The sequence below is a fragment of the uncultured Helicobacter sp. genome (assembly GCF_947367035.1).
Taxonomy (GTDB): domain Bacteria; phylum Campylobacterota; class Campylobacteria; order Campylobacterales; family Helicobacteraceae; genus Helicobacter_D.
In genome coordinates, this window is record NZ_CANBCA010000002.1 from 119,761 (window position 1) to 145,671 (window position 25,911).

Sequence of the window (25,911 nt, forward strand, 5' to 3'; positions counted from 1 at the left end):
TTAGATTTTCGTAATGAGAGTATTTACACCCTCACCGCGCTAATTTTTTAATCCTAGTCAGCAAGAGCCGTTAAAACCTCGTAGCAATCTATAATTTTAAATCAAAGCAGAATTGATTGCTTTGGCTTCGCCTCCTTGCAATAAAATAGTTTATCCACAAAACCTTATGAATTTGAAATTCTACCACTATGGGTATAAACATTTGCCCGATTACCACGCGCAAAACCAATGAGCGTTACGCCTGTCTCTTGCGCAGCTTTAACACCCATTAAAGTTGCGGCAGCTTTAGAGATAACAATTGGAATATTGTGCATTACGGCTTTAATTACCATTTCAAGCGATAATCTACCACTGACATAAAGAATCCCATCACTTGCATCTAGTCCCTGCAAACACGCTTTTCCCATCACTTTGTCAATTGCATTATGTCTTCCAATATCTTCACAAATTAAAAGGGAATTATCCAAAACTAACATTGCCTTATGCACACAACCTGTTTTATCAAACAATTCACTTGGTTTTTCAAAAAATCTTAAATGAGAGAAAATTTCACTGCACAAAACTTTTCTATCTGATTCTACAAACCGCTCTAAAATATGTCCTTCCAAATTCCCAGCAACTCCTACGCAACAACCAGAAGTTAGTGTCTTTTCACGAAAAAGATTCTTAAGATTCTCTTCAACAATCTCCGCTTCTATCATAACAGACTTACCATCCTCAGAGATTTCTAAACGTTGAATCTGTGAAACATCATCAATCACACCTTCACTTATCAAAAACCCAACAATATGGCAATCTTGCTCTTTTGGGATACTCATAACTGAAAGTAGTTTTTTGCCATTGAGATAAAATGCAATACGCTCCTCTGCTATCACATCATCTTCAACAAAATCTGTTAGAGATTCTCCCCCAAACCCATTGGGAGAGATTTTATCAATTCTTAATGCCTTGTAATAACATTCCATTATGCAGCATTTATCTCTTTATAGTAATAACTATGGAGAATCGCAATTTCTTCTTCACCCATATGTCCATCAATAATAGAATGTAAAGCTCCTTCTATCGCAAAGACAGCCATATAAATGTGTGTAATTAAAAGAGCAATGATTAAAAACCCAATGATATTATGTGCTAATGCCATTATTCTTAAAGTGTCAATATCACTAAATTGGAAAAACATAAAAGCCCCAGAAATTATCATTGCAAATCCACCCATCGTGCAGACCCAAAACCACATTTTTTGCCCTGCATTAAATTTTCCTGCAGGGATTGGTTTTTTCTCTTTACTTAAATATCCACCCATTATCATTAGCCATTGAATATCATAAGCCTTAGGCAAAGCGCTTTTAGCCCACATTAAAAACATTAAAATCCCAAAGATTGCAAAAACAATGGTTGCGATTCCGTGCAAGTCTCTAGCAAAACGCACTAATCCTCCACCGCCTAATTTATCTCCAAACACCATTGCTAAACCTGTCAGACATAAAAGCACAAAAGGAATTGCTGCACACCAATGCACAATAATGTTATAACTAGAAAATACACGAATTTTCTTACCGTGATTAAATTTCTTTTGCCCTACAAACATAAAATGGCTCAAAAATGCTAAAGGAACTAATATAATAATAAGCCCAAAAACTTGCATAAAATATCTTCCTTGAAGAAAAGTAAAGATTTCTCCCCAACCTTGTGAATTAGGCGAGCCAACTCCCCAAGTTTTAATGGCTTCTACTTCAGGACCACCATAAAGTTTTGGATTCGCTCTTGCACTTGTCGTAATCAAAGCATTATTTCCACTTATTACTTCTGCATATTGCTTTCCACCCTCTTGTGGGACACTTGGATTTGCCGCAAAGGCAAAACTCACTCCTAGTGCAAAAATCACCAACATTAAGATTCTAAAGAATTTCAATAAATTTCTCATAGAATCCTCCTAATCGTTATATGCGGTTTTCCACACATTAGGAACAGCATTAGGGATATTTTCTCCTCGCACAGTTGCACGATGCGTGATAATGTTTGAAACTTCTTCACTGCTACCTGCAAGCAAAGCCTTAGTAGAGCACATACTTGCACACATTGGCACTTTACCCTCTGCGATTCTATTTTGCCCATAGAGATGATATTCCACTTCGCTATTTGTTTCTTCAGGACCTCCTGCACAGAATGTGCATTTATCCATTGCTCCACGAGAACCAAAAACACCATTTTTAGGGAATTGTGGAGCACCAAAAGGACAAGCATAAAGACAATAACCACAGCCAATACAAGTTTTTTTATCGTGTAGGACGATTCCATCGGCACGAATATAAAAACAATCCACTGGACACACTTGGGCGCAAGGAGCATCAGCACAATGCATACAAGCTACCGAAACTGCACTCTCTTTGCCTACAATACCCTCATTTAGCAGAACAACTCTTCTGCGATTTACACCGACAGGCAAGTGATGTGCTTCTTTGCAAGCCACATCACAACCGTGGCATTCAATACAACGATTCGTATCACAATAAAATTTTATTCTTGAAAAATTTTCAAGATTGGTAGGAATTGTATTACTCATCTTTTACTCCTTACGCTTTCTCAATACGGCATAAGCCACATTTGGTTTCTGGACAAGCAGAATTGTAATCAAACCCATAACTAGCAATCATACAAGCGGATTCTCCAATGGCATAAGGCTTTGTCCCCTCTGGATATTTATCAAGTCGTGATTCTCCTTGATCCATACCTGAAAAGTTTTGAGGTAACCAAATACTATTATAATCCACTCTTGTAGAAAGTTTTGCTGGAACTAAAATTCTAGTATCCATTGTTCCATACACCCAAAGCATATCACCATTTTTGATATTCATTTCTGCTGCTTTATCAGGGTGAATCTCTACAAACATCTCCCCCTCTACTTCAGCCAAATATTTAGCACTGCGAGTTTCTGCTCCTGTTCCCATATGCGCAACAAGACGCCCTGTTAGCATATTCACAGGAAATTCATCTACCCAATTTTTGTTTTCACCAAGCTCTTTTTGTCGGCTACGATATTTGATGTTTGCTCTAAAATGATTTTTTTTATCCGGGAAACTTGGATATTTATCTACTAAATCTCCACGCACAGAGTGCAAAGGCTCACGATGAAGCGGAATCTTATCATACCAATTCCACACATTCGCCCTTGCTTTACCATTTCCATAAGGACATAATCCTGCCTCTAGTGCTTTTTCCACCAGAATATTATTCCCTATACCTAAAGCAAAAGTGCTTCCCTCAACTGCTGCTTTTTCAGATTCTGTAAGTTTAATCCCTAAAGATTCTGCATTTGCTGCAGTTACAGGAGCGTGTCCGCCACTATATTTTGCATCAGGCAATGTGCGAGGAGTAAGCATACTCTGACCACTAGGATTTGTAACACCCCAATTTACACGGAATCCCATACCTCCACGCATTACAGGAATAGTATCATTATACATTACAGGGGTGCCAGGGTGCTTATCACTCCAACAAGGCCAAGGTAGCCCGTAATAATCTCCCTTAAACTCTCCTGTGCCCTCCAATGTTACCTTATCAAACAAATGCCAATTTTCTTGATGAGCTTTTAATCTCTCTGGACTCATACCTTGTAACCCAATGCTACGAATACTTTGTGTAAGTTCAGTAGTTGCATCTTCAGGCCAAATAAACTTCTCTCTGCCTTGACTTTTAGCAATATCATAAAGTCTTCTTTGATACTCTTCTAAGAATCCTAGTCTATCTGCTAAACCAAACAAAAACTCCTCATCAGGTCGGCATTCAAAAAGTGGTTCCATTACTTTAGAGCGCCATTGATAGCTACGATTTGTCGCTGCGACACTACCACTCGTTTCCATTTGAGAAGCAGCAGGGAGACAGAATAAATTATTCTCTCTATCACTATAAATTGCTAAATCATTAACGTAAGGATCAACAAACACGACTAAATCTAGCTTATCCATTGCCTTTTTTTGCAAATCAAGCAAAGAAACCGTGGTCATACCTGAACCAATTACCACTAAAGCACGCAATTTAGTTCCTGCATTATTTTCCGAATTTTCCTCATCTAAAACACCAAACTTCCAAGTCGAATGCGCAAAACCGATTTTACTCATCATTTCTTTATTTTTGAAACGAGAAAGCATCCAATCATAATCTACTTTCCAATGTCGGCAAAAATGTCTCCAAGCAGGTTCACCTAACCCATAATATCCTGGCAAAGAATCTGCAAGATTGTTCATATCAGAAGCTCCTTGCACGTTATCGTGTCCTCTTAGTATATTCACACCTCCACCATTTTTACCAATATTACCCAAAAACATTTGTAAAATCGGCATAATTCTTGTATTACTTGTTCCAACAGTGTGCTGCGTAAGCCCTTGATTCCAAATCAAACTTGCAGGTTTTGCACTTGCCATTTCTTCTGCAATGTGACGAATCGCATCAGCTGGGATTCCACAAACATCTGCTGCAACTTCGGGAGTGAATTTTCTTGCTTCCTCCATAATCATTTCATAACCATCTACTCTGTCTTTTAAGTATTTCTCATCATAAAGTTTTTTTGTGATGATATGATTGAGTAATCCATAAGCAAAGGCAATATCTGTCCCACTGCGGATTCTATGAAATTCATCACATTTTGCTGCAGTTTTTGTAAATCTTGGATCAATGCACACAAGCTTTGCTCCCTTTTCTTTAGCACGCAAAATATGCACCATTGACACAGGGTGATTAACTGCTGGGTTTGCTCCAATGACTAAAATATATTTAGAAAACTGCATATCGCCAAGATGATTTGTCATACCACCATACCCAAATGTATTTGCCACACCGGCAACTGTTGGGCTGTGTCAAACTCTAGCGCAATGGTCTATATTATTTGTCCCAAAAAATGCTGCAAACTTTCGAATATAATAGCTTTGCTCATTAGAACATTTTGCACTTCCTAAAAACATCACTGCATCAGGACCGCTTTCTTCTCTAATTTGTTTAAGCTGTGCAGCAATTTTATCCATTGCCTCATCATATTTAAGCCTTGTCCATTGTCCATTCTGCTTTTCCAAAGGATAGCGCAATCTTGTTTCACTTCTTGCCCTATCAATCAAATCTGCACCTTTGCAACAATGCCCACCTTGAGAAATCGGGTGGTCTTGAGCCACTTCTTGGCGCACCCATACACCATCTACAACCTCTGCTACGATTCCACAACCCACAGAACAATGGGTGCAAATCGTTTTAACTTTTTTAGATTGTGGATATCTTTCTTTAATCTCTTGACTTGAAGCTTGACGCATTGTTTTTTGAGTGTCAGCCCCTAATGCAACACTTGCGCCAGCTAAACTTCCAAGAGCAGTCATTTTTAAAAACGTGCGTCTAGTTTGACGTTTTTTGATTGCTTCGCTCATTTTTCACCTCACTTTTTATTTTGCAACAGAATAGTATAAATCCCATTGCGGAGTTTTTTGGTAGAGAATCTCTTGTTTAGGAGATTTTCCACGAACAAGATTCTCACTCGTGCCTTTTTTGCCACAGCCTGCTAATGCAATGCTTACACCTGTTAGTGCAACGGAAGTTTTTGCGGTAGTTTTTAAAAACTCTCGCCTACTCTTTTCCATAATTGGCTCCTTGTTTAAGATTTGGGATAATCCCACGAAAACCTTCCAATCAAAGCTTTCGTGGAATTACTTTTTAAAAATAAAATTCTGATTCAAACTTGATAAAAGATTCCAATATTAATACAATAGCCAAATAAAACTTTGCACCTTTATGCGACTTTATCTCATCTATTAAACCCAAAAAAGCCTTTTGACTAAACATAAAAACTTCTTTGGCTAATTTCGTATTTTCTATTTCCAACAAATGACGCATAAAACCGCACAAAAAGCCTAAATGTTCCTCTGTTTCTTTAAATTGATGACTCACACGCACATCACTTTCTTTAATTAAAGAACGGATTTTGAGAAGTGATTGCCCCCCAATACAGCTTTCATAATAATGTGAAAGATGTAATCCTACTTGTTTCTCGCCAAAAGGTAAAGCAAAAAGTTTAGAAAACTCTACTTTTAAATTTTGGATTCCATTAGATTCTAGTTCTTGTTTCAAAAGTAACATACTTTCCTCTGCTTCATCATTTAAAGGTGCATTTAACAAAATCTCTAATTGCTTTTTTGCAACCCCTACTCTCTCTTCTAACATTTCAAATACTAGTAAGCCATTAAAAAAATCGTAATACAAAATGCGGGCATTCTTTAAGTCTAATTGTTCCTGTTGGCTTAAATTATCTAGCATTCACCTTTCCTTATTAAGAGATTGCATTATACATTGAGCATTACTCGCACTTTACAATCTGGACAGCATTGAATTGTCTTTAATTTTTTAGAATCATTAGCAAAAGACTCTCCGAGCATAGACATTACCTTATCAATAGACTTTTTAGTGCTAAAGATTTCACCGCATTCCACACACAAAAAAGGCTCATCTTTGGCTAATTCTTTGCTTTTAAACCACTCTGGTTTTAGCGCAATACCTTCTTTACCAAGATCCATTGCATCTTCAGGACAAGAGGTAACACAATATCCGCAAGTTGTGCAAAGACTTGCATTAAATCGCAAAGAAAAATCATCACTTCTTGCAAAAATTGCATTAACATTGCACGCCCCTACACAAGAGAGGCAAAGTGTGCATTTTTGAGTATCTACCTTAATCTCACCATAAAAAACGGATTCTTTATGCAAATGTGAGTTTGAAACACTTTTAGCCAATCCATAATCCTTCTCTTTGACCATATACTGCAAACGTTGCGCAAAAGATTCACGATAAGGCTTATTATAACGATTTTTGTAAAAATAAGGCTCTATTTGAGGCAACTTGAATGCGATTTGAGCCAATGATTCTACCTGTTGCACAGCAACGATAGAATCTTGTTTATAAATTTGTTGTGTAATATTGTTTAAAAATTTCATTGTTGCACTTAAATGTTGCGTATAAACAACAACTGCATATCCACTAGTCTGCACGATACTCAATAAGTCATTTTCATTTAATATTAACAGATTTGATAAAACCAGAGGTAAAAAATCTGGAGGCAGAACTTTATTTTGCGAAACTAAAGCCTCATAATTTTGCGTATCACACAAAAAAACTTTCTGTCCTTTATACTGCTCAATGATCTCGCCCAAACCCTCTTTTGGTAGCTCTTCATACTCTAAGCAGTTTGTTGGGCATACCCCTACACAAGCTCCACAGCCAATGCAATCAATAGGCGAAAAGATTAATTCCATCAAATTGTCCTCATTACTCACGCCAAAGGTTGGACAAACATCAACACATCTTGCGCAATGTTTTTCTCGTCTATGATGATACTGACATATATTATCTTGATAACTAATTAAATCTTTATAAGCGTAAATTCCTATATTTTTCTTTAATTTTTCTAACAATACTTCCGGAGTTTTGAACTCTGCTACGCTATATACTCCCTTAAAACGCAATAATTCTTCTTCCTCTACAAACAAGACCGCTTGTGCAAATCCTACCATTTCCCCATTCTTTAATCTTGCATTAAATGCACCAAAATACCCACTAAAATTTTCTAAAAATTCTAAATCTAATAAAAAAACTTCAAAAACATCTTGTGCCAACTCTATAAAATCTTGAACAACTTGCGGTATTACATCTCGTGTTTCTTTTATATAGATAATCGCGAGTTTTGGGCTAACTTTTACTTCTTTACTATTTTCTAATACAAAATCATCTGTAATTTCTTGAATTTGGTTTAGCGTTGCTAGTTTTTCAGAATAGTTTTTGTCCGCTTTATCCAACAACAAATTGCCAAGAGGCAAGGATTCGACAACAATGTTTATAGGATATTCTAACATATTCTTACTTTCCCTTAAAACCTTATAATCAAAACGTGTTGAATGACCCTATTCACTTTTAATTCGCATTTTACTCACTTCAGACTAAAAAAGTCAAGATTTTTTTAACATTTGTCAATATATAAATCAATATATAAACAAAAAACTGAAAGATTCATCAAGATAGCCTAAAAATTCTATTTTAGACCATCACATAAAATTACTACCAACTAATCCATAAATTCCAAGTAACAATCCATCTACAACCAATGCAGATACGCATACATAAAGCGTTGCGATTCCTACAATAATTTTAAGTGGTAGGGTTGCATTTTGCAAATAAATACTTCCATCACCAATTAAGGGGTCTTTTAAAAACATATAAACAATCAACTTCAAATAATAATATGCCGCAATTGCACTATTCACAGCCATTACAAAGGCTAAAAATAAATAATCATTATTGATAGCGGCACTCATTAAATAAACTTTTCCCCAAAAGACTGAAAAAGGAGGAATCCCAGCCAAAGAAAGCATAAATAATCCCATAATAACAGCCGCTAAGGGACAAAGTTTGATGAGTCCTGAAAATTTTTCATAAGAGTGATCATAACGCTTGTCCCACATCTGCTCTTTAGTGCGAGAAATCCATAACATTGCAAAAATTCCAAGGTTTGTAAAAAGAAAAAGTATCCAATATAAAAATAATGCACTATAAGCTTGCATTCCACCAATCAACACGGCACTAAATGCAAAACCTGCGTGAGAAATAGAACTATAAGCCAACATACGTTTTACATCTTTTTGGACAAGTGCAACAAGATTAGGCAGAGTAATTGTAATAACGATTAACAAGTAAAAAATATTATGCACCCAAACTAATTCCATAAAGAAACTAAAGATTCTAATAGCTACAACTAATGCTGCAATCTTAGGGACAATAGACATAAAGCCAGCCAAAAATGAATTGGAACCCTCATAAACATCTGGTGTCCAAGTATGAAATGGAACTAAAGATGCTTTAAATCCAATAGAAGCGATAAAAAATACTACGCCACTAAGCACCAAATAAGAAGGTTGATAATTATTATTTTCTAAGACTGCTTTTATTCCCTCTAAATCCAAATGCCCACTTGCCGCATAAAGTAACATTGAACCAAAGGCGAAGCAACCAGCTGATAGAGAACCCATTGTGAAATATTTAATTGCTGCTTCAAATGCTGTTGAGCGATTGTGCATTGCAATGAGAGTATAAAGAGCAAGAGAAGCGGTTTCTAGTCCTAAGAATATTACAATAAGGTGGTCGCTACTGACCATAAATTGGAATCCCGCACACATAAATAAAAAAAGCGCATAATACTCTGGATAAGCAAATTCGTGAAATCTATTATAACTCAAAGTCAGAGGCACGAATAAAATTGCAGCAATAAGAATAATGACTTGTCCTAAAAGCGCAATTCCATCAATTAAAATTAAATCGAAGAAGGCTCTTGATTCGCTACTAATGCCAAAAAACATAATATAGCCTAAATCTAACCCCAAAAATAAAATTGCAAGCATTGTATAAAGTTGTTTATTTGTGCTTTTTAACCACATATCAACAACCAAAATCAAAAGCCCTCCCACAATCGCAATCAACATAGGGAAGATACTAAAAATATTTAAACTCTCCAATGGAACACTAAAAGTTTCTAACATCTATCTTCCCTCCTCTTGTAAAGTTTCTTGAGTACTTTTTAGTGTTTTGTTATCATCTAAACCCTCAAGACTTTGGGTGCTTGATACATCTTCTCCTTGTGAAGACTCCATTAATTGTGATAGATCCATACCAAAAAAACTTTGAGATTCTGGAGTTATTGCACGAGAATACATCACTGCAAGCATATTTTCCACACCTTTATTAATTGGCTCTAAAATAGGCTTAGGATAAATTCCAAGCCAAATTACAATGGCAACTAGTGGCAACAAGGCAACCCATTCGCGTTGATTTAAATCTTGTAATTTTAAATTTTCTTCATTCGATAATTGTCCATAGAATGTTTTACGATATAGATTCAACATATAAATTGCACCTACAATAATGCTAATCCCAGCAATACCTGTCAAAAGAGGAGAAATTTGGAAGAATCCAAGCAATGATAAAAACTCTCCCACAAACCCCATCGTAAGAGGCAATCCTGCAGAAGCCATCATCATAATCCCAAAAATAGCCGCATAGTTTGGCATAACTTTTGCAATTCCACCAAATTCAGCAATAAGCTTAGTATGTCTTCTTTCATAAATCATTCCCACAAGCATAAAAAGTGCTCCACTAATGATTCCGTGGCTTAACATAAAAAACACTGACCCTGAAATCCCTTCAACATTAAGAGCAAAGATTCCAATCATAATGACACCCATATGTGAGATAGAACTATAGGCTACGACTTGCTTTATATCTTCTTGGGCAAATGCTACCATTGCGCCATAAATAATCATTATTAAAGAAAGAATTGCAACAGGCATTAGCAACGCCACACTTGCATCAGGAAAAAGCGGCAGAGAAAAACGCACAAACCCATAAGTCCCCATCTTTAAAAGCACGGCTGCAAGAATAATAGAACCAATCGTTGGTGCCTGTCCGTGCGCATAAGGTAACCAAGTATGAAAAGGAAACATAGGCACTTTAACCGCCAAACCACAAAAAAATGCGACAAAAAGCCACATTTGTAGGTTTTTTGGAATTGCACTTAGACTATACCATTCCAAAAGAGAAAATGTCCAAACGCCACTGACGTTAAAATAATAATATGCTAAAAACAGAATCCCAACTAGCATAATCATAGAACCTAAGAAAGTATATAAGAAAAATTTTACTGCGGCATAAATTCTACTACCACTTCCCCAAGCACCAATAATATAAAGCATCGGCACAAGTGAAAGCTCCCAAAAAATATAAAATAAAATCATATCTAATGCACAAAATACACCAATCATAATACTTTCAAGGCACAAAAGAGAGATAATGAGTTTTTTAGTTTCCTGCTTTTCATTAAGGTAAATAAATCCAATTAAACTGATGAACGCGCTAAGCACAATAAGAAAGAGAGTAACTCCATCAACACCAACAAGATAACTAATGCCAAAATTCATCACTAAAGGAAATGAGGTTACAAACTGAAATCCATCGGCACTTTTATCAAAACTATTCCATAGAAGCAATGCCAACCCTAGCTCAATCAAACCGATAATCACTGCATAAGCTTTAAGATTTTCTTTAATGCCAATAGCTAAAATCGCTCCAACTAAGGGAAAAAAGATAAGTAAAGTTAAAAGGTAGTCCATACACCCCCCCTATAAATAAATACAAATAGTAATAAAACTACCACACCAAAAAACATAATTTTTAACATTTTAGAAAGATTCCCCCCTTGAATCCATTGCATACTTTCCCCACCACTATTAATCAATCTAGCAATAGCATCAACCACAAAATCAACCACACATTTATCGGCAAGCCAAGCGACTTTGGATAATTTAATGTAATTTTGTATCCATAGCTTATCATATAAAGCAGGAATATAGTATTGATGACTTAAGAGTTTATAAATAAAAGTCTCTTGCCATTTAGGAGAAAACCCACCTTTTTTATATTTAAATACTGCCAATGCAATCCCACAAAGAGCAACAAAAGAAGTGATAAAAATTAGATTCCATATAGTTTTAGATTCCAAATTTGCACTAAAATCAGGCAGAGTTTGCGTTACAAAATGATGAAAATTTGGTTCAAAAAATCCTGCAAATATCGCTAAAATTCCAAGAGGTAACATTGCATAAAGCATATAAGGATAAGCTTCGTGCGGATGATTTTCTTCGTGTTTTTGCTCTCCAAAAAATACAAGCATAATCAATCGAAAGCTATAAAATGCAGTTAAAAATGCCCCTAGCAACAAGGCACCCCATAAAATATAAGCATCAGAACCAAACGCAGCTTCTAAAATTTTATCTTTAGAAAAAAATCCAGAAAATGGGTAGATTCCAGCCAACGCAATAGAGGCAAGAATCATTAAAATTGCAGTCATTTTAAGTGGCTGATAAAGTGCTCCCATCTTAGAAATATCTAATCTATCGTGCATAGCGTGCATAACATTTCCCGCTCCTAAGAATAATAAGGATTTAAAAAATGCGTGTGTTGCTAAATGGAACAATGCAATCCAATAAGCCTCTAATCCTGCTGCAACAAACATATAGCCCAATTGTGAAAGAGTAGAATAAGCAATAATGCGTTTCAAATCTCTATTCACCAATGCCATTGTTGCTGCAAAGAGCGCCACAAATGCTCCAAGACTTGCAATTAAAAACCCAATCTCTGGAATCATCGTATAAAGTGGATTTGCTCGAATCACCAAATAAACCCCAGCAGTTACCATTGTCGCTGCGTGAATTAATGCAGAAACTGGTGTCGGACCCTCCATTGCATCAGCAAGCCAAGTATGTAGAGGAAATTGTGCACTTTTTCCCATTGCACCTACAAAAAGTAAAATACCAATAGTTATTAAAATACCTTTTGGTGCTTCATAAACACTGCTTAAAACCTCTTCATAATTTAATGTGCCAAAAGTCCAATAAATTAAAAAGATTCCAAGCAACATTCCCAAATCTGCAATTCTATTCATAATAAAAGCTTCATTGGCTGCAAAAGAAGCAGAATCTCGCTCATACCAAAACCCAATAAGCATCCAAGAACAAAGTCCTACGCCTTCCCAACCGATAAATAATCCAGCAAAGTTATCACTCATTACTAAAATCAACATAGAAAAGACAAAAGCACTAAGATAAACAAAAAACCTATTGAAACTTTTATCGTGGCTCATATAACCGATAGAATATATATGCACACACAAGGAAACAAGCGTTACAACCAATATCATTGTTGCACTCACACTATCCACTAAAAATCCAAAAGGAATGTAAAGTCCCCCCGCCCCAATCCAATCCATTAGGACAACTTTAACAATACCACCTTGCAATGTATGCACCAATAGCAATAAAGAAGCCAGAAAGGAAACTCCAAGCATTAAAGAAGCAAAGATTCCAACACTTATAAATTTTCGTTTTGAAGCAAATGGAATCCCGAACAATGAACCCACCAATGGCGTAAATAATGCGATATATAAAATTGCTTCCATTCCTAGCCTTCCATAATTTGTAATCTATCTAAATCTAGTGTATGATGTTTTTTATACCAAGCTATCAGCAATCCAACCCCAATTGCTACTTCGCTTGCTGCCACCGCTAGGATAAAAAACGCAAACATTTGTCCATTTAAATCACCAAGATATTTTCCAACTGCAACAAATCCAATATTTACAGCACTTAACAAGATTTCTGTTGAAAAAAACAACATCAACAAATTTTTACGCCTAAGCATACCAAAAACCCCCACCATAAACATTAAACTAGATAAAATCAAATAATGATTAAGCGTTATCATTTTGCTCTCCTTTAGGTGCTTGCTCATTGAGAGTTAAAGAGTAATGCATTCCTTTGCCCGCTAAGACAATCCCAGCAATCATTGCTACAAGCAACATTAATGCAGCAATTTCAAAAGGAATCAAAAATTTTGTGAAAAGAACATATCCTATCATCTGCACATTTCCTACACCTTCCTTTAATGGAATCGTTGCTTCTAAATTTGTAAGATTCTGTGCAATCACTGGCGCAACCACTACAACAACTAATAACAATGCTCCAAGTCCGCTTAATACGAACAGCATTTTAGGATTCGCTATTTTTTCATTTTGCAATTTTTGAGAATCAAAAAACATCATTGCAAAAGCATAGAGTGCAATCACTGCGCCTGTATAAACAGCAATTTGCACAACTCCTAAAAACTCTGCTCCAAGCAAAAAGAAAAAAGCAGAAACAAAAATCATTCCAGCCGCCAACGCACTAAGTGCATACAAAATATTACGCGTGGTAACAACTATCAAGAACATTGCCAATGTTAATGCACAAAATGTATAAAATGCAATAGCCTCAAGCATTGACTTCCTCCTTCGCTTTTACTTCGTTTTTACTTTCTACTTCCTCTAAATATTTTAATGGCGTAGCTTTAATGCGCTTATCCGCATCTGTATTTACGCTTCCAGCACCACTAAACTCAGAATCTTGTCCGCCCAATACTTTATCAATAGGCGTTAACATATCCTTTTTGAGTGCGAAAGATGCTCTTTGCTCACTTGCATTTTCATATCTTTTGCTATGCACGATTGCAAGTTCTGGACAAACTTCAGCACATAATCCACAATAAATACATCGTCCAAAATTAATGCTATATTCAAAAACTTTTTTACGTTTGTCTTCCCCGTATCCCGTTTCCATACGAATACAATTCGCCACACAGATTTTTTCACATAATCCACAACCAATACAACGTTCATTGCCACTTTCAAGCAAACGTTTTAACTCATGCACTGCCCGATAGCGCGGACTTAAAGGTAATTTTTCTAATGGATATTGCACAGTGTGAATTTGCGCTTGGCAAAACTCTTTAAACACCAACCATAAACCTACAAATAATTCACCTTTAAAAGCACGATTCCAAAATTTTACAAATTTCTGAACATTACTTAGTGAGGGCGTTTGTCCAATGATTTTTATATACTTGCTCAATTCCCACCTCCTAAGCATACAATCCCTGTAACAAAAACATTTAAAAGAGCAAGAGGAAACAATACTCTCCAGCATAATCCCATTAGTTGGTCTGGACGTATGTGTGGATATGCCGCCCTTGCCCACATAAATAAAAAGATAAGAAAACTAACCTTTAAAAGAATTGCAATTCCGCCCGGAATGAACCCGAGTGGATTAAAACCACCTAGAAAAATCAAAGACACAACAAAAGATAATGCAATCATACTTGCATATTCACCGATAAAAAACATTCCCCAACGCATTCCTGCATACTCTGTTGCATATCCTGAAACAATTTCTGCCTCGTGTTCTAGCAAATCAAAAGGTGTTCTATTTAACTCGGCATAACCTGCAAACAAAAATAAAAAAAAGGCTAAAGGTTGAGAAAAAACCAACCAACCTGCGATTCCACTATTTTGATAATTATTAATATCAATCAAAGATAAAGAGCCAACCAGCATCAAAGGAGCTAAAAGAGATAACCCAGAAATTACTTCAAAACTAAGCAACTGCACCGTTGCTCTAGCCGCTCCCAAAATTGACCATTTACTATTTGCGCTTATTCCTCCAAGCAAAGGACCATATAAACCCGCTGCTCCAACACTAAGCACAAACAAAATTCCTACATTAATATCTGAAATAATAGGTTGAATTATATAACCAAAAAGCTCAAATTCTGGGAAAAATGGAATGGGTGCCATTGCAATAAAGGCTGTGGCAGCAGTAATCGTGGGTGCAATCCTAAAGATAATACGATTTGCCCCACTTGGCACAATATCTTCTTTTGTAAAAAGTTTAATTCCATCAGCAAGAATCTGCAAAACTCCAAAAGGTCCGACCATTGTTGGACCTAAGCGACGTTGAAAGAAAGCTAAAATTTTACGCTCTATATAAGTTGTCAAACCAGCTAATGCGGAAAAAATTAGCACTACAAGTAAAATCTTAATCAGTGTCTCAATGATATAATTCATAATAATACCTTTAAGGAAGCATTTGCATAACGTATGGTTGGAAAAAGTTTAAATTCTTCAAATTCGCACACGCCAAGTGCTGCAAACTCGCCCTCCATTTCTTTGTCAATAATTGCCAAAACTTGTATGGTTTCTCCATTTGCAAAACGCACTTCTACTTTATTTCCTGCACAAATCCCGAGTTTTTCAGCATATTTTTCACTTAATTGTAATCCGTTTTTAGAATCTATATACAAAGATTGTAAAGTGCTTTTTGAAAAATGTGCCACAGGATTGCGCGCATAAAGATTATAGGATTCCAATTCTCCTAGTTCTACGGGTAATATTTCCAAGGATTCCTGTGGAAAATGCGCTCCCAATAAATATCCACGAATTTCAGAACCATCATTTAAAAATCCAAATTTCAAATCATCATATTCTACACTCTTGAATCCTTTTGCTAGCGGTAAGTCTAGTGTATAATCAATCGTGTCTTCATTTTCTAAGCCTAATACTTTTGCAATATCATTTAATTCATACCCATAGTAAGGTGTTGCTGGGGTTAAGGGAACAACGCGTTTATCTACATTTATCAATGTGCCTTCTTGCTCATTTAAATAAGGCATTTGCAATGCATTGTCTGCACCCACACCAATCTTGTAATGCCCTTGTGTATTATAACCCACACTATATCCTACGCCCTCTTTATCCAACTCGCAAATGAGGGAAATTCCAAGCGCATTAGGGCTAGGTGGAAGCAATAAAACTTTAAAGAGACTCAATCTCTCAATATAACCCAAAATTTTTGCAATATTATTAGCATTTCTCGCACGATATATATCAAAACCAACAATTAAAATTGGATTTTTCGCATTCTCTAAAGCATTTTTTGTCTGCTCTATGGAATCTTTAATAGAATCGCCACAATAATCATATAGTGCGCTTGTTACAACCTCAATTTCTTGATTTATTTTTTCTACTTCTTCTTTTTCTATAAACTTCTCTTTACCCTCCTCGTCTAAAACCACATTACCCTCTTTGTCTAGTTCTTTGACTTTAACTTTTTTCTTAACTTCTTTTATAATCGTTTGCGTTTCTTTGTGTTCATATCTTTCAATTTGAGTTTTTAAAGAGTTTGGCATTTGTTCTTTTGAGATACACACGCTAGCTAGCAATAATGCTAAAGCCTCTTCAGCATTTGGCTGATAAACCCCATTAATAGGCGATTTTACAAAACGATTGACGACAATATCTTGCATTGTATGAAAATAAGCTAAATTCGCACCTTTGTTCTGCCTCATTGCATTATTAATACTATGCGTGATTACAGGCATATCATAACTTAAAGCCCCGCCAAAACATACTACAAAAGTGCTTTGGGCAATATCTTTCTGACTTGCATTTCCTAGAGAACCACTGACTTTAACATAAGAATCCAAAAAAACTTTAAAAGGATAGACTTCTTGACAAACCAACTTATAACCAAACTTTTCCTTTAAAGATTGCAAAATCAAAGATTCTTCATTGCTTAAATCGCCAGCAAAGTTGATAGTTTGTGCCTCTCTAAAAGCCACTATACTTGCATTGAAAGCTTCTTTATCTTTTTTAACCTGTTGATTATTAACATCAAAGCCCAATCTCCCCGCAGGACAAAGGGTAGAAAAATTCCAATCACTACTTATACGATAAACTTTTCTTTCTCCGCCTCCAATTTTTTCTTGCTTTACCTCATAACTGATTGGACAACCATTGCCACAATGAACACAGGTGCTAGGGATTTTTTCTAACTCCCATGCATTAGAGCGATACTGAAAATGTCCAATCGTCAGCGCACCCACAGGGCATACACTTACACACTCTGCGCAATCACCACACGCTTCCGCCTCTACACCATTAAGCCCTATTAATGATTTTTTAAATTTTGTCCAAACCCCATAAGCATCTTTGGGCATAATGTCTTTATATTCTTTAGGTGGCATCTCACCCTCACGTTTTTGCGCTTTAATATGTGCTTTACCAATTTTATCTTTACAAAGTGTTACACATCGCTCACACACGATACAAAGATTCGGGTCATAGACCGCTTTACCCCATAAATCAAACTTTTTCTCCTCATCTTTCATTGCATAGTCTTGTTCATTTATGCCTACATAATGTGTATAGTTTTGCAATTCACATTCACCACTTTTATCACACACACCACATTGCAAAGGATGATTTATAACATAAGCTTGCATAATTGCTTTACGTTCTATCTCAATTTCTGGGGTATGCACTCTAATATCCATTCCTTCTTTGACTTTTGCATTACAAGCATACACGCGCTTACCATCTGCCTCTACCATACACATTTTACAAGCAAGTGTAGGAGACGAGCAAGAAAGGTAACAGATTGCTGGAATGAATATACCATTAGCACGTGCAACATTTAAGATACTTTCTCCTTCCTCGCAAAGAATCTCACAGCCATCAATTGTTACTTTTATTGTTTCCATTACGCCACCTTGCTTATTTTGACTTGTTTATAGCAAAATCCATTATTTAAATCCAAAAAATCTTTGAAATCCAATGCCAGTGGAATCCATAGAATCCCAACCATACCTTTTAATTCCATATTCTTGTGCAATTTGGCTTGTATGGTTTTTTGGGATTCTAAAAATTGCACTTCAATCTTTCCTTCTTCTTGTATTTTGCCCACCTGACTAAATTGTTTAGAAACCTCTAAAATTGGTTCCTCCAATGGCTTATTTTGCAAATATGCCACCAACCCATTATAGCATTCTAATCCTTCCAATGTTTCTATGGGCATTTTTTTACGGGCAGTTACCTCTTTGGGTGCAGATTCTAAAAATATTATTTCTATTTGACTGAATGCACGAGCTAAAAGTGCCAAAATTTTTCCAATATTATGCACTCTTTTATGCGTGTTTAAATCTTTACCTACAACAATCATACTTTTTTGCGACTTAAAACTTCGTGCAATTTGTTCTAGTTCTTCTTCTGATAAATTACATTCTGAAGCTAGATTCCCTACATCTAGAGACTCAACAAACGTTTTTAATTCCAAATCTCCGCCATAAACACTATAAAATGCACTTACAAGCAAGGCTATAATTGCTTCTTCGGAACCAACCTCATAGAGAAAATGTAGAATCTTTGGATAAGAATTAAGGTTTAAAGGGTGGAGCAGAAAAACTTGAATGGAATCTTTAAATTCATTTTGTGATTCTAAAGAGCTAAAATTTACTCCTTGTTGCTTCAATGCACGAGCAAATTCCTCAATAAATCCACCCAAAAGCAAAATATTTTTGCCCTTTAACGCATTTTGTTCTATGGATTCAATGAATTTTGCCTTTCCATCATTTGCTAAGAAAGATTCAATCAAAGCACTCATTGTGCAATCCTTGCAGTTTCTTTTCTTACAACAATCGTCCAATCCACTTCATTAAAGCGCAAAGAATTTAATAATGTATTACCACTTTTTTTAACTAAATCTGCACTTTTTTGAACATTATTAAAATCTAGCACTTCAAACAAAAAAATTCCAACCTCCTCTTTTTCTAGCTCTTTATCTAAAATCTCTTCCAAGCGCAAAAAGAAATCATTTTTTAAATGGCGTAAATCAAAACGTTTCATCGGTCAATCTCCCCAAAGACAATATTAGTATTCCCGATAATTGTTACAACATCTGCCAAATAATGTCCGGGCAATAAATCTTGTAAAACTCCTGTATGGAAAAAACTTGGCGTTCGCATTTTGACACGATAAGGATAAGGTTCGCCCTCTGAACGGATAAAAAACCCTAACTCTCCTTTAGGAGATTCTGTTGGCACATACACTTCACCAATAGGGGGACGCATTCCTTGAGCAACTAAAACAAAATGTTGCATTAAAGAATAATTCTGTGTCATAATTTGCTCTTTTGGTGCAGAGAAATAACGTGTATCCTCACACATAATAAGAGAATCCGTGTCTTGATATTTATCTATTAATTGATAAAGCAACCGAATACTCTGACGCATTTCTTCCATATAAAGCAAATAGCGTCCATAGCTATCATTGCTTTCTCCAATAGGAACATCAAATTCCAATTCATCATAAAGTTCATAAGGTTCTTCTTTGCGAATATCCCAAGCGATTCCACTTCCACGCAATAAAACACCACTTAAACCCCAACTTTTTGCCATTTCAGGACTTACAACACCTACATTCTCTAAACGCATACGCCAAATTCTATTCTCGCTTAAAATTCCTTCATAAAGTTTAATTTGGCTTGGCAATAGCTCTAAATAGGCTTTTAATTTTTCAATCCAACCTTGTGGCAAATCTAATGGCACACCCCCGATTCTAACACTTGAATGCGTTAATCTTGCGCCACAATAATCCTCAATCAAATCAATGCCGAACTCACGTTCTCTAAAGCAGTATAAAAAAATACTCATTGCTCCTACATCAAGTGCGTGGGTAGCTAACCAAAAAAGATGAGAGATAATGCGATTCAGCTCTAAAAGCATTGTGCGAATCACTTTAGCGCGTCTTGGTACTTCAACACCTAGTAATCTTTCTACACTAAGTGCAAAAGCATAGTTATTAGAGCTTGCAGCAATATAATCCATTCTATCTGTGGTTGGCAAAAATTCATTATAAATCATATTTTCTGCCATTTTCTCCATTCCACGATGCAAATACCCTACATCTGGAGTTGCTTTAATGACTTTTTCGCCTTCTAATTCTAAAATCAATCGTAACTGTCCGTGCGCACTTGGGTGTTGAGGACCAAAATTTACCACCATTGCATTATCACTTATGCGGTCAAAAGCAACATTTTCATAAAATGGTATTAGTTTATTTGGTTGTTGCATATCATTTCCTCTCTTTAAGCTCTTTGGAATTCTCTGGCTTTAGTTTTGTTACAAACAACACACCCTCTTCCTCTTGATAAATAATTGGTTGAGGTTTTTCAACTCCTTCTTCTATTTTTTGTCCATATTCTACTTCGTAACCCAAATGAGAGAATCGTGTGGAATCATAGCGGTCAATTCGTGCAGAATCTCTCTGTTCTTCACCAATTACCTCACGATACTCTTTGCCAAAAATTGTATCCACTTCATACCATTGCGCCGACTCATCTCCTTGTAATGGATAACTCTTTAATAAAGGGTGTCCCACCCAATCATCAGGCATTAAGATTCGCTTAGGATAAGGATGTCCAACAGGTAGAATCCCAAACATATCATACATTTCGCGCTCACTCCAATCTGCGCTACGAAACAATCCTGTTACGGATTCTATTTTCTCATTTTTTCTCAAAAAAGTCTTTACCCGCAAACGTTTAGCGCGACTCATAGAGAGCATTTGATAAAAAATTTCAAAACCTCCTTTTTGCTCTACATAATCTATCGCACTCAACTCACTTAGGACATCATAACCAATCGTTTTTAGTGTTGCTAATGCCTGATAAACAGAATCCCTCTCTATCCATATTACCAAAGTTCCACATTCTATATAGTTTTCTATAATTTTTACTTGTTTGCTTAAATTTTCTATATCTGCACAATAAACTGTATCACTTGTAATAGGCTCTCTTTGGAGTTTTGGAGCAACATAAAATCTATCTTTATAATACACTTCTTTTTGTGCATTATTTTTTGGTTTAAATTTTCTCATATTCCTCCTTTACACTAAACGTTTAGCAGACTGCGCACGATTAGCTTTTTGTTTGCGAATTTTTTGCTGAAGAACCATTAAAGCATATTGCAAAGTCTCTGGTCGTGGCGAACAACCTGGCAAGTAAATATCCACAGGTATGATTCTATCCACTCCTTGCACAGTGGCATAAGTGTTAAACATTCCACCCGTATTTGCACAACTTCCCATAGAAATAACCCATTTAGGCTCTGGCATTTGGTCATAGAGACGTCTGACAAATTGAGCGTGCTTTTTTGTAACCGTTCCCGCAATAATCATTACATCACTTTGTCTAGGACTTGCCCTAAATATTGTTCCAAACCTGTCAAAATCATAACGACTAGCTCCTGTTGCCATCATTTCAATTGCACAACAAGCCAATCCATAAGTCATTGCCCAAAGAGAATTGCTACGTCCCCAATTCAATAACTTATCTACACTCGTTAATGCGATAGGCAAACCACCACTTTTAAGATAATCTACTTCATGCTCTGCCATCTCAAAGCTCCTTTTCTCCAAGCATAAATAAATCCAATCACAAGCAACAAAACAAACAAAACCATTTCAACAAAACCAAAAATACCAAGAACTTTAAAATCCACTGCCCACGGGAACATAAAGATAATCTCTATATCAAAAAGGATAAATAACAACGCCATAATATAAAATTGCGATGAGATTCTATTAGGCTGCTTGGTAGGAGCTAAACCGCATTCATAAGGGGCTAATTTCAACTTTTGTGTATTTTTGTTAGCCAATTTTCTTCCGACAAATCGCGAAAGAAATGTTGTCATTAAAAATGCACCAAAGGTAAAAACAAAAATTACAAAAACACCAAAATAGGGGTGAGAAACATCTAAATGAGACACACATCAATCCTTAAGGAATAAAACTTTCTATGTATCTTAGCGTAGTTTTCTTGAAATTTAAAAACAAAAGGAACAAAATCACGCATTTTTATAAATTTTACAGCTAAAATATTCTAAAGATTAAAGCGCAAGATTCTGCAAATTTTAAACAAAAAGTCAAATTTTATATTACTTTTTGTTTAATCTTTTAAATGATACAAAAAGAAACACTACTTAAGATTCTACCTATGGAATCTTAATTTATAATTTTAAACTTCCTCTACACTCTATAAACAAAATTTGAAATTTTTAAAATAAATTTTCCTATCACTTGTTGATTGGAATAATCTTAACAGACTAGATTCATTACCAAGAAAATTACGAGAGTATAACGAAATTTTACAAAGGGATTTTTACCCACTCTCTTGCCTTTAAGATTCTTTTAATGCAATGCCAACTTTGGGTTTTAATAGAATCTTATCTTCCTCTAGCAAGAGACTTAAAGCGCGCTTAAAAGCTTTTTTACTCATAGCACACACTAATTGAATCTCCTCTGGGTTGCTATCATAATGTAAATTTAAGATTCCACCATTTTGGCACAGAATCTCTAATATCTTCTTGCTCTCCTGTGCCTTTGAGCTTTTTTTCTTAGGGTGATTTAAACTTAAATCACATTTGCCATTGGTATAGATGCGTTTAATAAAGCCCTCACATTCAGTAAAAAGTGATAATTCTTTAAAAACTTCATTTTTATAAAGTAATCCTAAATTTACACCATTTACTACACACTCATAACCCAAAGGTGTGATTCTAAAGGGTAAAATTTTAACTTTAAATCCAACTCTAAAATTTTTTAATTTCTCACAAAAATTACTTAAATAAGGTTTAATATTTTCCTTCGCCAACAAACGATTTTCTCTATCTATACTCAAAAATACCGCTACTTGGCTACCCAAAGGATATTTATAGGGACTTTTACTCGGCATAAAGACATCTTTAGCAATCCCTAAATCCAAAAAACAACCAAAATTATTTTTATCCACTACCTTTAAAACCGCAATTTCACCTCTTTGAGCTTTAGGCATTAAAGTTGTAGCAATGGGGCGGTCTTGCGAATCTGTATATAAAAATACCAAGATTTTATCATCTATCTTTGCGTCTCTAGGTAGATATTTATTGGGCAATAAAACCTCTTCTTGCCCACTTTGCAAATATGCACCCGCACTAGTAAATCGTGCGATTTTAAGTTCTTTACAAATACCAATCTCTATCAATCAAAAACTTCCCCCAAAACTTCGTAAAGACTACGTCCCAATGGCATACCATAAACCTCTGAAACTTGCATACCTACGAAAAACACCATAATCATAAAAATTACAAATCCAATTAAACCCAAAATAAAAAATATTTTGATAAGTTTTATATAAAATTGCTCCTCTAATGTATCATCAAGAGTTTTATAAAAACTAAAAAAATCTATAAAAAACTGCAGCCAAAAAACAAAAAGTCCAACTAATACAACACACAAAACCCCAAAAATCAACATAGAAGTATAGGGGGAAAAGCTTGTGCTAAACTCATAAATATGCACTTCCCACATTAGAGTTGCATATCCAATGTGTAAGCCAAAACCTATAATATTTAATAAAATAATAAAAAATATGAATCCTACAAAAATCTCAATACCACTAGAATACTGGCGAAATTTTTTATACATATTTTTTTGAATGAGATTATCTTCTAATCCGTTAGAACGCAAATCCATAACCTCTGATTTTAGATTTTTCAACCAACTTCGGCGCATTTTAGCACAACCTTGTGCTTGTGCATTTACATTCATTTGCAATCCTTACAAAGTTAATATTTTAAAATTCTACATAAAAATTATCAAGAAAAACTTCACATTTTCCTAATGATAGGATTTATCAATGTGAAAAGTGCGATAAAAACTCTCTAAATCTCCAAAATCACTTAATAATCCAAGCTTTTCTAATCTATCCAAAACCTTACGAGAACAATCTGTTTCTTTAGGCCATTCACGTAGATAATTATCACGCACATCTTTATCACACGCATCAAGTAATAGGGTTTTGCCAATGATGGTTATATCACGTTTTGCATCTATATTATTCACTACGCGCCAAAGCAACATATAAAGATTATCCAAATCATTTTTAATCGCATCTACAATTACAACAATACGCATACATTTTTCTAAAAGATCCACATTTTGCAAGTAAGATTCTGTTTGATTGCACGATTCTAGCTTCGCTTGTTCTAGTGCTAAAAATGACTTTTTAAGACTTTCTTTTTTATGGATTCCTACTAATATAATAGGATTTTTGGTCTCCTTATAAATTTGTCGGATATTTTTTACTTCGCCACTAAAGCTTAAAATTTCACTTAAAACTTTATGTAATTGTATTTCATCAAGCAATTCTGGCTTTTGTATTTCTAAAGTGCGTGTGCAGTCCAATCCTAACTTACCCCCTTGAGCAAAACTAGGCGAAGCGTGGTCTAAAGCATCACAAACTCCCTCACTTCTTAAGCAATTCTCTACATCAAAACGATTCAAGATAAAAGGAATAATCTCTGCACTTTGCAAACTCGGTGCGTTTTCACCCACAAAAATTGCGTGCTTTACAAAACTCATTTGTCCCACACCCCAAAATGCGTGCATACTCTGTTGCGCAATGTGCGGAAAACGCGCTTCAATTTTGGCTAAAATCAAATTATGAAACACTCCATTTTCAGGCATATAATAATCTATTAAATGAGGGGTTGTAGTTTGTAAAAGTGGCAAAAAGATTCTCTCCGTTGGAAATCCCAAGTATTTATCCTCTAAAGGGGGCTTACCTACAACGGTTGCAAGATAAATTGGATTTTTTTTATGTGTGATTGCACTAATTTCTAGCACAGGATAAGGTTCAATAGGTGTATAAAACCCTGTATGGTCGCCGAATCTTCCCTCCTCACGCATTACATTTGGCTCAACGAACCCTTCTATCACAAAATCTGCATCATAAGGCACACAGAGTGTATTGCTGACACAACGCACCATTTTTGCACGACTTTTACGAACAAACCCATAGAGCATTAATTCAAACAATCCATAAGGCAAAGGTGCAGTAGCGCACCAAGTATAAAGAGGATCTCCCCCAATTGCAATGCTTACAGGCATTTTTTTGTTTGCTCTGCGATACTCCTCTAGCAGACTAACACTATCCTTATGGATTTGCCAATGCAATCCTAAATGATTTCTATCATAAACTTGCAAACGATACATACCAAGATTCCGCACACTACCATCTAAGCTTTGCGTATAGCATTGCCCCATTGTGATAAATCTTCCTCCATCTTCACTCCAAGTTTTAAGGATTGGAATCGCATTTAAATCTACCTCTACCCCTTTGGTAACCACTTCTTGGCATAAACCTTTCTCTTTTGTAATTTTAGGTGCTAAGAAGCGTAAATTTAACATTTTAGGAGCAATTTTTAAAGCTTCTTTTAAAGATTTTGGGGGTTTAAGTTTAATAATTTCCGCCACCTCTTTTGCGATTCCTTGAGTATCACCTATCAATAAGCGCACACGAGAAAAACTCCCAAAAAGATTCATTAAAACGGGAGTTTCATAGTTTATCTGTCTTGCTTTATCTATTGGATTAGTAAAAAGCAAGGCTTTAGAATCTTTGCGCTTAACCTCCAAATAAGCCAAATGTGGAATCTCTAATTCCACATCTAAAGGTTCTGTGATAATCTTTAGCTCATTATGTGCTTTTAATAAATCTATCGTTTGTCGCATTTTGTTCCTTATATTTTCTTTTCAAACTCTCTTTTAGCTTACGCACTTTTTGGATAAAGATAAAGGGAGCAAATAACAGGGAATACCCC

General features: G+C 35.5%; 24 protein-coding genes. All 24 read right to left on the bottom strand.

Annotated elements, in window-relative coordinates:
* Positions 1–164: 164 nt before the first annotated feature.
* The 24 genes from fdhD to Q0Y61_RS01625 all read right to left on the bottom strand — a co-directional run bounded on the left by fdhD (position 165) and on the right by Q0Y61_RS01625 (position 25,822).
* The gene (fdhD, locus tag Q0Y61_RS01510) at positions 165–965 is read right to left on the bottom strand and encodes a formate dehydrogenase accessory sulfurtransferase FdhD (protein ID WP_297810253.1); all 801 of its coding nucleotides are present in this window, start codon (positions 963–965) and stop codon (positions 165–167) included.
* The gene (locus Q0Y61_RS01515; protein ID WP_297810257.1) at positions 965–1,924 is read right to left on the bottom strand and encodes a formate dehydrogenase subunit gamma; all 960 of its coding nucleotides are present in this window, start codon (positions 1,922–1,924) and stop codon (positions 965–967) included. The genes fdhD and Q0Y61_RS01515 overlap by 1 nt, the downstream gene beginning before the upstream one ends.
* 9 nt (positions 1,925–1,933) lie before the next feature.
* Positions 1,934–2,563 (bottom strand): formate dehydrogenase FDH3 subunit beta, encoded by a 630-nt coding sequence (fdh3B, locus tag Q0Y61_RS01520; RefSeq protein ID WP_297810260.1) that lies wholly within the window; start codon positions 2,561–2,563, stop codon positions 1,934–1,936.
* 10 nt (positions 2,564–2,573) lie between these two features.
* A complete protein-coding gene (locus Q0Y61_RS01525; RefSeq protein WP_297810263.1) occupies positions 2,574–5,408 on the bottom strand; it encodes a molybdopterin-dependent oxidoreductase in 2,835 nt (944 codons plus the stop codon).
* Positions 5,409–5,423: 15 nt separating this feature from the next.
* On the bottom strand, positions 5,424–5,618 hold the full coding sequence (locus Q0Y61_RS01530) for a hypothetical protein (RefSeq protein ID WP_297810266.1): 195 nt from the start codon (positions 5,616–5,618) through the stop codon (positions 5,424–5,426).
* Positions 5,619–5,691: 73 nt separating this feature from the next.
* Positions 5,692–6,291 carry a molecular chaperone TorD family protein gene (locus Q0Y61_RS01535; RefSeq protein ID WP_297810269.1) on the bottom strand — a complete coding sequence of 200 codons (600 nt, stop codon included), beginning with the start codon at positions 6,289–6,291 and terminating at the stop codon, positions 5,692–5,694.
* Between the two features lie 26 nt (positions 6,292–6,317).
* Positions 6,318–7,880, bottom strand: coding sequence for a 4Fe-4S binding protein (locus Q0Y61_RS01540; RefSeq protein ID WP_297810272.1), 1,563 nt, complete (start codon positions 7,878–7,880; stop codon positions 6,318–6,320).
* Positions 7,881–8,069: 189 nt separating this feature from the next.
* Positions 8,070–9,557 (bottom strand): NADH-quinone oxidoreductase subunit NuoN, encoded by a 1,488-nt coding sequence (gene nuoN / locus Q0Y61_RS01545; protein WP_297810275.1) that lies wholly within the window; start codon positions 9,555–9,557, stop codon positions 8,070–8,072.
* On the bottom strand, positions 9,558–11,183 hold the full coding sequence (locus Q0Y61_RS01550) for an NADH-quinone oxidoreductase subunit M (protein ID WP_297810277.1): 1,626 nt from the start codon (positions 11,181–11,183) through the stop codon (positions 9,558–9,560).
* Positions 11,168–13,027 (bottom strand): NADH-quinone oxidoreductase subunit L, encoded by a 1,860-nt coding sequence (nuoL, locus tag Q0Y61_RS01555; RefSeq protein ID WP_297810279.1) that lies wholly within the window; start codon positions 13,025–13,027, stop codon positions 11,168–11,170. The genes Q0Y61_RS01550 and nuoL overlap by 16 nt, the downstream gene beginning before the upstream one ends.
* Before the next feature lie 2 nt (positions 13,028–13,029).
* The gene (gene nuoK, locus Q0Y61_RS01560) at positions 13,030–13,332 is read right to left on the bottom strand and encodes an NADH-quinone oxidoreductase subunit NuoK (RefSeq protein WP_297810282.1); all 303 of its coding nucleotides are present in this window, start codon (positions 13,330–13,332) and stop codon (positions 13,030–13,032) included.
* Entirely contained in the window at positions 13,319–13,885 is a 567-nt protein-coding gene (locus Q0Y61_RS01565; RefSeq protein ID WP_297810285.1) for an NADH-quinone oxidoreductase subunit J, read from the bottom strand. The genes nuoK and Q0Y61_RS01565 overlap by 14 nt, the downstream gene beginning before the upstream one ends.
* Positions 13,878–14,513, bottom strand: a complete 636-nt coding sequence (gene nuoI, locus Q0Y61_RS01570; RefSeq protein ID WP_297810288.1) for an NADH-quinone oxidoreductase subunit NuoI — start codon at positions 14,511–14,513, stop codon at positions 13,878–13,880. Before nuoI ends, Q0Y61_RS01565 begins: the two co-directional genes overlap by 8 nt.
* Positions 14,510–15,508 carry an NADH-quinone oxidoreductase subunit NuoH gene (gene nuoH, locus Q0Y61_RS01575; RefSeq protein WP_297810334.1) on the bottom strand — a complete coding sequence of 333 codons (999 nt, stop codon included), beginning with the start codon at positions 15,506–15,508 and terminating at the stop codon, positions 14,510–14,512. Before nuoH ends, nuoI begins: the two co-directional genes overlap by 4 nt.
* A complete protein-coding gene (locus Q0Y61_RS01580) occupies positions 15,502–17,979 on the bottom strand; it encodes an NADH-quinone oxidoreductase subunit G (protein WP_297810291.1) in 2,478 nt (825 codons plus the stop codon). Before Q0Y61_RS01580 ends, nuoH begins: the two co-directional genes overlap by 7 nt.
* Entirely contained in the window at positions 17,979–18,878 is a 900-nt protein-coding gene (locus tag Q0Y61_RS01585) for a hypothetical protein (RefSeq protein ID WP_297810294.1), read from the bottom strand. The genes Q0Y61_RS01580 and Q0Y61_RS01585 overlap by 1 nt, the downstream gene beginning before the upstream one ends.
* Positions 18,875–19,120, bottom strand: a complete 246-nt coding sequence (locus Q0Y61_RS01590; RefSeq protein WP_297810296.1) for an NADH-ubiquinone oxidoreductase subunit E family protein — start codon at positions 19,118–19,120, stop codon at positions 18,875–18,877. The genes Q0Y61_RS01585 and Q0Y61_RS01590 overlap by 4 nt, the downstream gene beginning before the upstream one ends.
* Positions 19,117–20,346 carry an NADH dehydrogenase (quinone) subunit D gene (gene nuoD / locus Q0Y61_RS01595; RefSeq protein WP_297810299.1) on the bottom strand — a complete coding sequence of 410 codons (1,230 nt, stop codon included), beginning with the start codon at positions 20,344–20,346 and terminating at the stop codon, positions 19,117–19,119. Before nuoD ends, Q0Y61_RS01590 begins: the two co-directional genes overlap by 4 nt.
* Position 20,347: 1 nt before the next feature.
* Positions 20,348–21,151: an NADH-quinone oxidoreductase subunit C gene (locus Q0Y61_RS01600; protein ID WP_297810302.1), complete on the bottom strand. Its 804-nt coding sequence runs from the start codon at positions 21,149–21,151 to the stop codon at positions 20,348–20,350.
* Positions 21,152–21,160: 9 nt separating this feature from the next.
* Complete coding sequence (locus tag Q0Y61_RS01605; RefSeq protein ID WP_297810305.1) at positions 21,161–21,670, bottom strand: NADH-quinone oxidoreductase subunit B; 510 nt, start codon at positions 21,668–21,670, stop codon at positions 21,161–21,163.
* Positions 21,652–22,041, bottom strand: a complete 390-nt coding sequence (locus tag Q0Y61_RS01610) for an NAD(P)H-quinone oxidoreductase subunit 3 (RefSeq protein ID WP_297810308.1) — start codon at positions 22,039–22,041, stop codon at positions 21,652–21,654. The genes Q0Y61_RS01605 and Q0Y61_RS01610 overlap by 19 nt, the downstream gene beginning before the upstream one ends.
* Before the next feature lie 410 nt (positions 22,042–22,451).
* Positions 22,452–23,294, bottom strand: coding sequence for a S1-like domain-containing RNA-binding protein (locus tag Q0Y61_RS01615; protein ID WP_297810312.1), 843 nt, complete (start codon positions 23,292–23,294; stop codon positions 22,452–22,454).
* Positions 23,291–23,860, bottom strand: a complete 570-nt coding sequence (locus Q0Y61_RS01620) for a hypothetical protein (protein WP_297810315.1) — start codon at positions 23,858–23,860, stop codon at positions 23,291–23,293. The genes Q0Y61_RS01615 and Q0Y61_RS01620 overlap by 4 nt, the downstream gene beginning before the upstream one ends.
* A gap of 69 nt (positions 23,861–23,929) precedes the next feature.
* Positions 23,930–25,822, bottom strand: a complete 1,893-nt coding sequence (locus Q0Y61_RS01625; protein ID WP_297810318.1) for a menaquinone biosynthesis decarboxylase — start codon at positions 25,820–25,822, stop codon at positions 23,930–23,932.
* Between the last annotated feature and the right edge of the window lie 89 nt (positions 25,823–25,911).